We start from the raw sequence: 13,341 nt of genomic DNA, 5'->3' as shown, positions 1-13,341 counted from the left end.
CTTCATACGGCATCACCTATTAAATTTGTAGTTTTAGGGAGCAACGTATGGATGATATTTTTAACATCAGCTTTGATTTGTGGTCGGCCATCCTGCTGTTTGGGCTGTTCCAGGGTCTTTTCTTTATGGGCATACTGCTTTTGGTATATCCCAGGAACCTGTCCAACATGTTTCTTTCGCTCTTGTTGTTCACCGTAGTGTTCAATCTGTTCAACTACCTTATCCTACATTCGCATCTCTATCGGTTTTCCCCCCACTTGACGCACCTGGCCACCCCCTTTCTTCTGTTGTTGGGCCCTTGTTATTATTTCTATATCCGATCCCTATGGGCAGCGCATTTCCGTGTTAGGGCCTCCGACCTGTTGCACGTAATTCCATTCTTGCTGACCCTGGTATTTTTTATGCCTTTTTATACGCTGGACGGAACGGCAAAGATTGCGTTCCTGGATGCCCAGATGGCCTCGGAAAAACAAGTACTGACCCCCGATGTATACGGCTTTTTGATCTTTCAGATTTTGCATAGCTTCGGTTACATTTATTTTAGCATCAAAATGCTGAAGCGGGGAGGAATTGGGAACCACCCACGTGTTTTGGAGAACAAATATCGCTGGTTGCAAAAATTCGGCTTTGCCTTCCTTATTTTTTGGGCGATGGATTTTATAGGGGTATTGTGGTTTGTGGGCCAGGGCGAAATACATAGGGAAGCGTACTATATTACCATGCTCGGTTGTGCGGTGGTCATCAATGTTTTATTGGTCTTTGCACTGAAGAACAACAAAGTATTCACCGAGATCTTCCTGAACCAAAGTAGGGAAAAGTACGAAGCGTCCAAGGCACCCCCTTCCGAACTGCGGAAACTTTCACGACAAATTGTTAGCTATATGGAACAGGATAGGGCCTATCTTGATGCGGAACTTTCCCTATCTAAACTAGCGGACCATTTGGAGACGCCCAAATACCTCATTTCCCAGGCCCTGAATATGGAGCTGGGCACCAGCTTTTACGAATTGCTCAATACCTATAGGTATCGGGAGGTAAAACGCAGATTGAAAGATCCGCAATACCGGCATTTGACCATCTTGGCCATCGCTCTTGACGCAGGTTTCAACAATAAGAACACCTTCAACAAAGTCTTTAAAAAGCATGCCGGAGTTACCCCATCCCGCTTTCTTCAAAGCAGTACGGACTTAAAGTAAGTCTTTTTTGTCACGCTCAATTTAGAGGTACGTTTACCATCTGGGCATTTCCTAGTATTGGGAAACCTTAAAAATCCGAACCCATGAAAAAATCAAAAGTAGTGTTGCTTGTTTTCTCCGGAATCCTGCTCCTGACGCTGCTGGTGGCTTTTACTTCCCCCTCTTGGGAGACCCATGAAAATCAAAAGCTGATCCGGGCACCCAAGAACATCGCCTGGGAGGTTATGGCCGATGTGGCTAATTACCATCATTATGCCACGGGTATTTCCGCAGTAGAGATCGTTTCTGGACAAGGCCTTGGGATGGTTAGGTCCTGCAGTCAGGGCGAGGCCAGTTGGACAGAGACCTGCATCCTGTGGGACGAAGGGAGTGCTTATGCCTTTGATGTGAACACGGAGGAAGGCTTTCCCTTTCCCTTTAATCATTTTAAGGGTACTTGGTCGTTGAAAGAGGTACAAGCGGGCGAGACCTTGTTGATCGTGCGCTTCGATTACCAGTTTTCCCAACGGTGGATGAAGTGGTTCTATAGTGGAAAAACCCACTTGGCCATGGACGATGGCAGTGGCATACTATTGGGCAATTGGGAAGACAAAATTTTAGAGGTTCACACCAAGGAGGAGAAGTTGCCATAGCACTTTCTTGGACCCTCAAATACAGGACTTCCCCGTAGTTAGTTTACTTCAATAATCATGGCCGTTCTAGCAGGAATTCGGAGACTATTGACTTGCTCAAATGTGGTCCCCGAGAGGACATCCTTGCCCGAGAGGGTGGTGCCCAGGATTTCCTGGTATTGATCCAGGGTATGTTGCACCTCGGTCGCTTCCTTGTTGAAAATTACCATGATTTTACGGTCATCATCATATCGGAAAAAGGCGTAGATTTCGGTATCGTTTTTAGGGGAAAACTGCATCAACTTGCCCGTATGTAGGGTAGGGGTGTCCTTTCTCCAATTCAACAGTTTTTTGAAAAAGCTTTGCATATCCTTTTCCGCAGGAGTCAGCCCCTCTCCTGAAAAGGCATTGATCTTGTCGCCTTCCCAACCTCCGGGAAAATCGGAACGGATAAGACCGTGATCATCGGATTCCCGATTCTTCATCAATACCTCGGTACCATAGTAAAATTGGGGAATGCCCCGCATGGTTGCCGTATAGACCAGGGCCATTTTTAGAAGGTCCACATCCTCGTTAAGCTGGGTGAAGATCCGGCTCATATCGTGATTGTCAGGAAAAATGACCAGGTTTTTCGGGTCTGGATACAGGTAGTCCTGTCCCAGAACCTCATACACATGTACCCAGGAAGAGCTCCATGTTTTTTCCGAGACCAGGGAGGTCACTAGGGCATGCTGTAGGGGAAAGTCCATTAGACTTTTTAAATGTGAGGTATAACCATTGGAGTTTTCCTTGCCTTTTTGCCAGTAGGAAACGATTGTGGGCCGTGTGACCCATTCTTCGCCCACAATGTTGAAATTGGGGTATTCGTCCATGATGGCTTTGGTCCAATCGGCCATAAAGTACATATCGGGATAGGGATAGGTATCCATACGGATACCATCGATACCCGCGTATTCGATCCACCAAATACTGTTCTGTATCAAATAGCTGGCCATGGAGGCATTACGCTGATTAAGATCGGGCATACTGGGCACAAACCACCCATCAAAAAATTCCCTGGTATCCAGCTGGGAGGCATAGGGGTCTAGGATTATCGTTTTTCTATGGTTCGTTTGGGTGTATTCTGGCCATTGATTGATCCAATCTTCCGAGGGGAGATCTTTCATCCACCAATGTTCCAGGCCGCAATGGTTAACGATCATGTCCATAATCACCTTCATGCCCCTGTCCTTGGCTTCGTTACAGAGTTCCTTGAACATGGCATTGGATCCATATCTCGGATCCACCTTGTAGTAATCCGTGGTGGCGTAGCCATGGTAACTGTTTTTGGGCATTGCGTTTTCCAAGACCGGATTCATCCAGATTGCGGTAAAACCCATGTCATCTATATAATCCAGGTTTTTAATAATGCCTTCCAGATCTCCTCCGTGCCTGCCCCCTTTGTCGGAACGGTCGGCCTTATCCGTCAGCCCCTCTACGTTATCGTTGCCCGGATTGCCATTGGCAAAGCGATCGGGCGTAATCAGGTATATGGCATCGGAACTGTTGAAGCCGATACTATTTTTTCTTCCATCTTCGCGGGCCAATAAAGGGTAGGTATAAGGAATTCGCTGTCCATTTTCTCCGCCAAAAACAAATTTGAGATTGCCCGGGGTCGTTTCGGGAGCGATATGGAGTGTTAGGAACAGATAATTGTTGTTGGGTACGGTCTTCACCTTTGTCAACTGCACCCCGGGATAGGATTCCAGACTAGGGACCAGGGCACCGATCTCCCTGCCATAGACCAGGATTTCGATTGTATTGAGCTCCATGCCCACCCACCAATTGGGAGGTTCTACCCGGCTTATGGTCTGCTGGGCAAGGGAAGGGGTTTGGGCAAGAAAGAACAGGATGGCAAGAGAAACAAAAATTGGACGCATGGTACTTGGTTTTATCGATTGGTTGTGGAACATTGGGCGCTTCCTTAGAATTTATTGGCTCAAAGTAGCGCATGGGAGCGGTTATTTCGCTTCAAATTATAAAGTGACCTATACTTGTAGCCCGGGAGAAAGTGTAGCTATTCGATGGTATTGAAATAATCACGTGGCGACTTCCCCGTAATCTTTTTGAACGACCGGTTAAAGGATGATTTTGAGTTGAAACCCACATCCAGGGCAATGCCCAGAAAGGTCTGGTTCTTATAATCGCCCTGTTTGGCACGATCAATAAAATCCATGACCCGATAGTAGTTCACAAAATCCCTGAAATTTTTATCGAAGCCCTCGTTGATGGCACGCGATAGCATATGCACGTTGGAATTGATCTGCTGGGCCAGTTCGGGCAAGTTCAATGAAGGATTTAGATACGCCTTGTCTGCTTCCATAGCATTTTTAAGCTCTTCCTTTAAGTGTACGATTTCCACATCGTTCAGCGTGAGCTTAGCCGTTTCATGCTCTGCCTTCTCATGGATCTTGAATATTTCCGGTTGTTTTATGGCAAAATAGCCCAGAAGATAAACCGTCAGTGAAAACACCACCCAAGTGGTGTCTACCAAGGCCGAGGTCAGCCCTTTAAAATCGTGGCCTATGGCATAGCCCACCGCACCAATGATGTACGTAATTAACCAAAGCCCCAAACATATGGCCTTCAAAGCCATAATGTTGTTGAGGTACACAATATTTTGATCGGTGGAATAGGTATCCTCCACATTTTTAAGGTAGCGCGCTATAATGAATCGCAGATTGAACCAATACCACATATTGAAGAGCAGGGCCACTCCACCAATGGTAATATATAGGGTGGAGGGGTACAACTGGGACAGGCCACGGTCTATGAAGAGGTGCACAGGTTCAAAAAGCAGTGGGATATAGACCAAAACCTGCAAGGCAAAGGGAATAAAATGCAGCCATAATCGTCTGCGTTTTTCGCCTGGGGTCTTTAAGAGGCGCTTTATATAAACCATAAACAGCGGAGCGTAAAGAAAGTACACCAAATCTGGAAGAAGGGAGAGCCGTGGGAATAGTTTGTACACGTCCCGATCGTAAATGGAGACCCGTGACAGCAGAACAAAGGAAATTAGAAACAGCAGGATGCTCAAGATCCTATTGGCATTCCTGTTATTGTTCTCATAGGAATTGATGATAAGGATAAGAAGGATACCCTGTATAGCGGTCAGGATCAAGATCAACGTATAGGGATTGAAGAGGCCCGAAGATTGATCTTCCCAGTGCATAATTCTGGCGACCACGGGCTCCCTATAGGGATCGGCATCAATTTGGCTAACGCGATCCAAGCGTGGACGGCCATAGGCCTTTCCTTCCACGGTATGCCAATTGCCCCTGGTGAACTTATAGGCCAATTGGGTCCAATACACTGGTACCTGGACGCTAAACGTGCCATCCTCCGCTTTGTCTAGCCTATAGCGTTTATCGCCGGGGACCCAGCCGTTAAAGTTTCCGGCGATATAGATTGGGGCATCGGGCGGGGTATTTTCCGGGATTTCCACCAGTTTTATGGTGACCCTTTGCACCGGATTTTCGATAAACCCTGTATCGGACCAGTCTTCTACCTGCATCACAACAGTGTCCCGGGCATTGGTAAACGATAATTTTCTTGTTACTATGGGAACGCCCTTGCTTCCGGTCTCTACCGTTTCCCAGCTCCCTCTTGTGATCAGGAAGGAGATTGTGGCATCCTTAAAGGTCTTGGGTTTTGTGTAGTATTTGCCATCAGCACCCTGTTCGAACCGATAGTTCGTATCAGCGGCATCCCATTCATTAAAAATACCGGCAAGAAAAAAGGAATCCCCTTGGGGCGTGTGCTCCGGAAGTTGATCGATTACAAAGACAGTCTGGGCATAAAGGCCTTGAATTGCAAACATTAGGAGCACTAGGACTTTTCGAAAGCCCTCTTTTTCCAAACAATATTTTCTTCCCCTAGGCATGGCCGTAATTGGGATGCAAATTAAGGATTAATCAATAATAATCCCCCTTTTTTTCGAATCATTATTTATGGCCTTTTGATTTGCGGTTAGGGCAATTTTTTTTTGATTGGGTAACCTAAAAAAGAACAGTTAAACGCAGTCCAAACTACTGCCGCACTTCCTGTAAAACAAGATTCAATATGAAAAACCCCGGCCATACTGGACCGGGGTTTCAATTAAAACTAACTACTAACCCAAAACTAATTTGATGCTAGATTTTTTCTGAAGTCAGGGATATTATCAGCGTGGTTGCACTTCCCGGCACTTCATTATTTTACAGACCATACCGCATAGCCGTTGGCAGGGGCCTTTAGGCTTACCGTACCGCTTTCATCGGTGAGTAGGGAGGAGGTGATACCCCCTGTATAATCATGCAATTCTTGTTCTGTCCACTGCGTGGCTACACTGCGTGAAAGCTCCAAACCGTTCCGGTTGATATACACTGCCAGTCCCGGATTATCGCCTTCCCCTCTTCGCAGGGCGATATACTCGTCGTTGTCTGCATAGAGGACTTCCAATTCCCCACTGGCAATGGTGCGATTGATCAGGATCAAGTCGTTCAGTTTTGCCTGGAATTCGGCATTCTCGTAGTCCAGATAAAAAACAGTGGGATAGCCGGGATGCGTTAAAATATAGGCATAGGCAAATAGTTTGTACTCTTCCTCAATTACGGGCTCGCGGTCCGTATCGTGGTTGGCGACAAAGGTGACCGCTTCCGCGGGATTGGTCTTCCAGAGCATGTCTCCCGTTTGAAGGATACTCAGGTCATTGCGTTCAAAGGCATCCCTCATTTGGAAGAGACAGGGAAAATCAAAGGCGTTCACCCCTGCATCGGCTACCCATGCGCGTACCAGGTCGGCATTGCCATCAAAGAATTCACCAACGGTCCATCCACCCACTTCATCGACCCAGGCCTTGACAAATTCCGGGCTGAAACTTTTTACAAAGTCGAATCGCCAGCCATCAAAACCCACCGTGTTCTTGTAATATTTGGCAACAGAGTTGTCGAATTTCCAGAACCAGTTCTGTACGTTATCCTGAAGGTGGCAGAGATCCTGTTCCTCAAAAAACAAGGCAGATTCGTCCATTTCGTGAATACTGTTGGGGTGGTAATCCTCAAAACCCCTGTTGAACATGCCCGAAGCATTGCCATTGAGTTCGTTGAATAGGGTAAAGGTCTCCTTCATCCGATAGGGATTAAATTCGGAACCTCCTCCGCTGTTATGTCCCATGACAATATCGGCCACGACCTCTATGTTGTTCCCGTGGGCCTTGGCAATAAGATTGTCCAGTTCCTCGCGGGACCCAAAACGCGTTTCGGTGGTACCGTGCTGAAAGTATTCCCCTAGATCGTAGTAGTCCGATGGGTCGTACCCCATGGAAAATCCCCCAGACTGCCCTTTGGAGGCCGGTGGCAACCAAATTCTATCGATACCTGCCGCCGCCCAGGCGTCGGTTTTTTCCGCAATAACATCCCACCAATCAAATCGGGGTTCCACATCCCAGTAAAATGCCTGCATCATAACACCCCTATCGTTCAAGAAAGCGGTGAGGTCCTGGCCCTGGGATATTTCATCTCCGGTATCCGTATCAAGGGATTCAATGAGTCCGGTAGGCTGATCAAAAGCATCCGAGCAGGAATGGCTGCCCATGCATATGGAAGCCGAAATAGCTAGGAAAGCAACTTTTTTTATCGTGTTGATTATCATGTTATAACATTAGATTAATAGTGATTTAATTGGTTCCCGCCTTAGGGCGAGGCCCGTATTATTCCTTAAGAATAAAAAGATACCTTCCGTCCAGGTCGTTGAACCAAATGTCATAGACTCCTGCCGTGACGGGAATATTGGGACCATCTTGGGTAGCGGCACCGGAAAAGAAGGTGTCCGATCCCCAGTTGACCGCCCAATCGTCGTCGGCACGGAACTTCATTTCACCATCAAACAAGGTCACGTCCGTAGCAAACCAAATATGCTGATCAAAGGTCGATTGCGTAAAGTCGATATCGGAATTCCATCCGGTATCGTCCCCGGTCCTGGCCGATCCTATATATCCCACGGTGGTATAAGTAGGCGCTGCAGTCGCATCAAAGGGATCTATGCTAAAGGTTGCTTCGGCCAAATTGATCTGGAAGGTATAGTAGCCTTCGGTTGCAATGGAAAAGACTCCGGGGTCACTACCCGTACCGTCATTGACCTCTACGGAAGTTCCGTCATTGGTACCCCATTGTGGCTGCCATTGTCCCAAAATCTCCAAAATCTTAAAGGCATCTGCTGCAAAAAATCCGGTATAATGGTGTAGGTCACTATTTTCGGGATCACGGAACAGCGCTTGATTGCCGTTGTTGTTTTCCCATCCCGCAATAGTAGCGGGACCTACAAAGAACAGGTCCTTCACCGGAATAGGACCGGTGAGTTCAAAGGGCACCACACTAAAGTTAATAGGGTCCGATTCCATGGATAGGGAACTACCCAAGGAAGCGATTACCTTGGCCTCCATTTGAACAGGAATCGTATTGTCATCCGCATCCTTTTCCACGGTCTGCTCAAAGGTATCCTGTATCAAAGTATTGAGTTCCCCGGCGGTGAGCGAAACAAAGGTGCTCGTGGTATTCCCAAAACTATGGGGAGTGGCAAAGTCGTTGCCTGCTATGCCCATAAGCAGTTCATAACTCTCTACCGTAGTAACATCAAAATCGGCCGGAGACCAGGTGAAGGTCACCGCAATATTGCTGGCCGTTTCCTCTGTAAGTATCACGGTAGCACCGTTTAACTGAGGTGCCAGTACCGGTGGAGAAACTGCCGATGCCACGATGACGGTATCATCCTCCTCGCATCCGATAAACGAGAACATTAAAATCAATGCTAAAAATTTTCCTAGATATTTCATCTTCAATTGGTTTTTTAATTATTAGTAACCTGGGTTTTGTATTAGATTGGGATTGGCATTCAAGTCTCCTGAGGGTATTGGGAATAGTTTTAGGTGCTCGGGTATGGCGGTGCCATTTTCCACGCCTCCTTTCCAATCCCATAGATAGGTACTTCCGGTATATTGCCCGAAACGTATCAGGTCAGTTCTTCTATAGCCTTCCCATCCAAGTTCCCTGCCACGTTCATCGAGGACAAAAGGGAGGTCAATAGCGGCCACATTCCCCGAGGTATTCCCATAGGCACGTTCCCTTATGGCATTTACAAAGCTCAAGGCTGTTGCCAGATCGCCACCGCCGCCCCTAAGGAAGGCTTCGGCATACATAAGGTAAATATCGGCCAAACGGAAGAGCGGTAGATCAATGTCCGGGTAGGTGTTGTCCTGCCCGGGTGCCCCGGCTGAACTGAGGTTACGGTATTTTGTGTACCCAAAGCCTTCCTCAAAGTCGCTTCCCGTAGGAGGAGAGGTCAGTTCCAGGGAGTGCCCGTCCTTAAAGAAAAAGGAGGCGCGTTGATCAGGGCTGTCCTGGAAAGGATCATCTCCTGGAAATTCAAAAAGACGTACAAAACTTTCCTTGCAGGTAAGCGCAGCAAAACCTCCGGTATTGGCGCCAAAATCGTCCGAGGCGTTTATGTTGGCATCCAAGGTACCGTTGACCATGATGAACATAAACCCAAAGGATTGGGTCTGTATACCATCGTGTGTTACGGGGAAAATGATTCCTTCCGCGGTATTGTTGTCAGCGAGGAACAGCTCGTTGTAATTGGGTTCCAAGGTATAACCTGCTCCAATAACCCTGTTACAAAACGTTAAACAGTCTGCATAGCGGTTTTCTCCAATAAAACTTTCCGCATTGAGGTACAATCTGGCCAACAGGGTCCATGCCGCTGCCTGATCAGCCCTTCCATACCCATTTTGTCTGGCCGGAACCAAAAGATCGGCGATTTCAAGTAATTCGGATTCAATATAACTAAAAAGCGCCGCAGCGTTGGTCTGCTCCGGAAGGAATGCCCCCGGCAGATCGTCCTCGGTTACAAAGGGGACATTTCCCCCAAAGAGTTCTAGACCATGGTAGTAACTCAACGCTCTTAGGAATCGCGCTTCGGCACGATAGAAAGCTACTTCTGACTGAATATCGGTAGAAACGTTCCTACCATCGAGCACTTCCTGAGTGGTCTGCCGCAAAAATTCGTTGGTCTGGGTCACCTGGAAGATAATCCTGTTGTAGACTACCGAAATAACGTCGTTGTCGGGAGTCCAGGTATTGATCAACAATCCAGGCACACCGGCATCGTTATAACGCCATTTTACGGCATCGGCGGTTAGCTCGTTAAGGTAGAAATAGGTCCTGGTATATTGGGAGTTTCCTTCGTCGAAACCAATAAGATCCCCTTGTCCTGCCGGACCTTGCTGTCCGGTTACCGATAGCCCCGCATAGATCTTTCCCAAAAACTGAAGGTAGCTTGCGGGATCGTCGAAGGCATTTTCCGAGTTGATATTGTTCGTCTCTATATTGTCCAGATCGTCCGTGCATCCTATGGACACAAGGAGAAACAGAAGGACAGAAATGAATTGATGTATATTACTGATTTTCATGCTATTGTTTTTTTAAAAGTCCAACGATAATCCCGCCTGTACCGTAAAGGGCCTAGGGTAGATGTTATTGTCTATTCCATTGGTTATCTCCGGATCCAGTCCGTCATAGTCCGTAATTACAAAGACATTCTGTAAAGTGGTGAAGACCCGCATTCTCGATTCCTCGTTCCACAACTTTTTAAAGGTATAACCAAGGGACATATTGTCCATACGGATAAAAGAGGCGTCCCGCACATAGTAGTCGGAGAAGGTAACCTCGTTGCTGGTGCCCTCAAAGTTAGATTGCAGTACGGAGGTACCCACGTTTCTAAGATCTTGTCCTATATTAAGGTTCCTAAAGTTCCCGCGGTTCAGGTCAATACCATTGTAGTTGTAATTCCCGTAGTTGGCACGTGCAGAGAAGCTGAAGTCCCATTGTTTGTAGGTAAACCGACTGTTGAGGCCAAAATTGGCCAGCGGCGCGGCCTGCTTATAGGCCCTTCTGTCCAGGTCATTGATGATGCCATCGTTGTTGAGATCGCGTACAACGCCCTCTATAGGATTACCGGCTTGGTCAAACACTTGTTGGAAAACAAAATAGCTTCGGGTAGGCTCGCCCACCAAATGCCATTGTGCCCCGTCGTCCCCTCCAATACCTATAAGCGAGGTACCGCTTACGGGGATACCGCTTCCAGGGGTATTACCGGTGAGGAACAAACGATCTATTTCGTTTTCATTATAAGCAAAGTTGAACCCGAGATCCCAAGTAAACTCTTCCTGGTCAAAAACGGCCGCATCCAGGAAGAACTCCACACCTTTGTTGGTGAGGCTTCCGATGTTGGTCGGCAGTCTGTTCGTCAGGTTACTTCCAGCGGCCACATTAACAGTACTCAACAAATCTTCCGTTTCCCTGTAGTAAAGCTCTATGGCTCCGGTTAGGCGGTTGTCGAAGAAACCATAATCCAAACCAACGTTATATGTGGTAGTCTCTTCCCATTTAATGTTGGCATCAAAAGGTTGTGCCCGTAAGGTGGTCACAAATATTGGATTGCCGTTGGCATCTTGCCCTATCTGGGTAGACGCTCCGTTCTGACTGGGCGAGAATTGGGGCAAGAAAGGTTGTGTGTCCGTACCTTGCAGTACATCCTGCTGTCCTGTGATACCCCATCCCATCCGAAGTTTTAGATTGGAAAGTATGTTGGAATCCTTTAGGAAGTTCTCGTCGCTTATGTTCCAGGCCAGGGCAGCCGCGGGGAAATTACCCCAGCGATTGTCGCCCCCAAAACGGGAGGAACCATCCCTTCTGTACGTAACTGTTAAAAGATACTTGTCATTCAAAGTATAGTTCAACCGACCAAAAAAGGACTGTAGATTACTTTCCAAAATGGTATTGATGATCAAAGCGCCTCCAACACCATCGCCCCTGAGATCTTCGCTCATGCGGTCCTCATAAAAGTTCTGATAAGAATAACCGGCCGTAAAATCCAATCTGGATTTGATTTTTTCGAATTCCTTGGCGTATTTGAAATAGACATCCATGAGCTTGTTTTCCTCATCCTGTTCAAAATTACGTATACGCCCCTGCACTATGGCCTGGGCGGCTAGGGTTGCAGGTTGGATGTCGCTACCGTCTCCGACCGATTTGTCGATTCCCAAATTAAGGGTGGCGGTGATATCAGGGAAGAAGTGCAACTGGTAATCGAACTTTACATTCCCCACAAACCTTCTGGCAATGGTACTGTTATCCCGAAGCTCCAAAAGGGCCAAGGGGTTGTTCACCGTATTGGAGGTAGCCGAACCATCAGGTTCGTAATAGTCAAAGAACCCTCCAGGCAAGGAAGCGTCAAAAACGGGTTGGGTGGGATCAAATTCCAGTGCGCTACCAATGGCACCCGTATCCGCAAAGTTGTTTTCCGTATACGATCCCCTACCGTTGATCTCTATTCTCAATTTATCGTCAAACAGGCGAGGAGTAACGCTTAAGGATGCCGTGGTCCTTTCCAGTGCCTCCGTTTTTAGAATACCGTCCTGTTGCGTATATCCGATGGATGCTCTAAAGGGAATACCCTTTATGCCCCCACGAACACTGAAATTGGTATCGGTACCCAGGGCTGTGGAAAAAATCTGTTCCTGCCAGTTGGTATTGGCCGATCCCAGATCATCTACTCTGTCGGGTAGTCGCTGCGTTACCAGCTCACGGAAATCTGCTGCGCTGAACACACCAACCACCTCTTTAAGCGTACTTACTGAGGCCGATGAATTAAAGGAAAATTTTAGGTCGCCCGCAATACCCTTCTTGGTGGTGATAATAATCACCCCATTGGAGGCCCGGGACCCGTAGATAGCAGTTGCAGAGGCATCCTTTAAAATAGAGAAGGAGGCAATATCACTGGGGTTTACAAAATCGAAGACGTTTCGCGAGCCCGAATTCCGTTGCTCGTCCGATCCGGGATTGTCCAGTGGCACCCCATCAATGATAATCAGGGGATCGTTGCTGGCATCGAGGGAAGAGCCTCCACGGATACGGATCTGGCTTCCACTGCCGGGAGCACCCCCGTTGGTAGTAATGTTGACCCCGGCGGCCTTACCTACAAGTAAATCTTGAGGCGAAGCGATAAAACCCTGGTTGAGTTCTTCTTCCGTGACCCCGATCACCGAACCGGTGGCGTCCTTTCTCGTGGTAGTACCATAACCGATGACCACAACCTCCTGTAGCTTGGCAACGTCCTGCTCTAGCGAAACGTTGATGGTGCCGGAGGCAACGGTGACCTCTACCGTTTTAAAGCCAATGTAAGAGAAGACCAGTACATCGCCGGTATTGGCGTTAATTTGATAGTTTCCATCAAAATCGGTGGTCGTACCAGTTGAAGTTCCTTTGATGAGGACGGTTACCCCGGGCAGTGCCAGGTTGCTACCATCTTCCGTGACAGTTCCCGTCACCAGATTTTGGGCCATGGCCCACAGCGGTACAAGGAGCATCACAAGAAATGTCCTTGAAATCTTTTCATTCATACGAGTTGGTTTAGATGTCTTAATATTTCGTTAAAAGTAGGCAGCCCTATAGTAGGGT

The 13,341-nt window shown here is 47.6% G+C and carries 8 protein-coding genes; 2 read left to right on the top strand and 6 right to left on the bottom strand.

Annotation, left to right across the window (positions count from 1 at the left end; all coding sequences use genetic code 11):
* Positions 1 to 47 precede the first annotated feature (47 nt).
* Both ACRD67_RS10175 and ACRD67_RS10170 read left to right on the top strand, forming a co-directional pair.
* A complete protein-coding gene (locus ACRD67_RS10175) occupies positions 48 to 1,196 on the top strand; it encodes a helix-turn-helix transcriptional regulator (RefSeq protein ID WP_430967032.1) in 1,149 nt (382 codons plus the stop codon).
* Between the two features lie 83 nt (positions 1,197 to 1,279).
* Complete coding sequence (locus tag ACRD67_RS10170; protein WP_430967031.1) at positions 1,280 to 1,828, top strand: SRPBCC family protein; 549 nt, start codon at positions 1,280 to 1,282, stop codon at positions 1,826 to 1,828.
* Between the two features lie 38 nt (positions 1,829 to 1,866).
* On the opposite strand, the gene ACRD67_RS10165 is transcribed toward ACRD67_RS10170, so the two are convergent.
* From ACRD67_RS10165 to ACRD67_RS10140, 6 genes are all read right to left on the bottom strand, one after another.
* The gene (locus ACRD67_RS10165; protein ID WP_430967030.1) at positions 1,867 to 3,726 is read right to left on the bottom strand and encodes a glycoside hydrolase family 13 protein; all 1,860 of its coding nucleotides are present in this window, start codon (positions 3,724 to 3,726) and stop codon (positions 1,867 to 1,869) included.
* 137 nt (positions 3,727 to 3,863) lie between these two features.
* Positions 3,864 to 5,666, bottom strand: a complete 1,803-nt coding sequence (locus tag ACRD67_RS10160) for a helix-turn-helix domain-containing protein (protein WP_430967029.1) — start codon at positions 5,664 to 5,666, stop codon at positions 3,864 to 3,866.
* 371 nt (positions 5,667 to 6,037) lie between these two features.
* Positions 6,038 to 7,477 carry an alpha-amylase gene (locus ACRD67_RS10155; RefSeq protein WP_430967028.1) on the bottom strand — a complete coding sequence of 480 codons (1,440 nt, stop codon included), beginning with the start codon at positions 7,475 to 7,477 and terminating at the stop codon, positions 6,038 to 6,040.
* A 58-nt stretch (positions 7,478 to 7,535) separates the two neighbouring features.
* Positions 7,536 to 8,657, bottom strand: a complete 1,122-nt coding sequence (locus ACRD67_RS10150; RefSeq protein ID WP_430967027.1) for a SusE domain-containing protein — start codon at positions 8,655 to 8,657, stop codon at positions 7,536 to 7,538.
* 21 nt (positions 8,658 to 8,678) lie between these two features.
* Entirely contained in the window at positions 8,679 to 10,292 is a 1,614-nt protein-coding gene (locus tag ACRD67_RS10145; RefSeq protein WP_430967026.1) for a RagB/SusD family nutrient uptake outer membrane protein, read from the bottom strand.
* Between the two features lie 12 nt (positions 10,293 to 10,304).
* Positions 10,305 to 13,283 (bottom strand): SusC/RagA family TonB-linked outer membrane protein, encoded by a 2,979-nt coding sequence (locus ACRD67_RS10140; RefSeq protein WP_430967025.1) that lies wholly within the window; start codon positions 13,281 to 13,283, stop codon positions 10,305 to 10,307.
* Positions 13,284 to 13,341: the final 58 nt, after the last annotated feature.

It is taken from the genome of Eudoraea algarum (assembly GCF_050589645.1).
Lineage (GTDB): Bacteria > Bacteroidota > Bacteroidia > Flavobacteriales > Flavobacteriaceae > JBNGOQ01.
The sequence above is the reverse complement of the archived record's forward strand: the minus strand, read 5'-3'. Positions and strand labels throughout refer to the sequence as shown.

Excerpts from the sequence above, each read along its gene's own strand:
- ACRD67_RS10170 (WP_430967031.1), top strand. The coding sequence starts at position 1,280 with ATGAAAAAATCAAAAGTAGTGTTGCTTGTTTTCTCCGGAATCCTGCTC.
- ACRD67_RS10140 (WP_430967025.1), bottom strand. The coding sequence starts at position 13,283 with ATGAATGAAAAGATTTCAAGGACATTTCTTGTGATGCTCCTTGTACCG.
- ACRD67_RS10160 (WP_430967029.1), bottom strand. The coding sequence starts at position 5,666 with ATGTTTGCAATTCAAGGCCTTTATGCCCAGACTGTCTTTGTAATCGAT.
- ACRD67_RS10175 (WP_430967032.1), top strand. The coding sequence starts at position 48 with ATGGATGATATTTTTAACATCAGCTTTGATTTGTGGTCGGCCATCCTG.
- ACRD67_RS10165 (WP_430967030.1), bottom strand. The coding sequence starts at position 3,726 with ATGCGTCCAATTTTTGTTTCTCTTGCCATCCTGTTCTTTCTTGCCCAA.
- ACRD67_RS10155 (WP_430967028.1), bottom strand. The coding sequence starts at position 7,477 with ATGATAATCAACACGATAAAAAAAGTTGCTTTCCTAGCTATTTCGGCT.
- ACRD67_RS10150 (WP_430967027.1), bottom strand. The coding sequence starts at position 8,657 with ATGAAATATCTAGGAAAATTTTTAGCATTGATTTTAATGTTCTCGTTT.
- ACRD67_RS10145 (WP_430967026.1), bottom strand. The coding sequence starts at position 10,292 with ATGAAAATCAGTAATATACATCAATTCATTTCTGTCCTTCTGTTTCTC.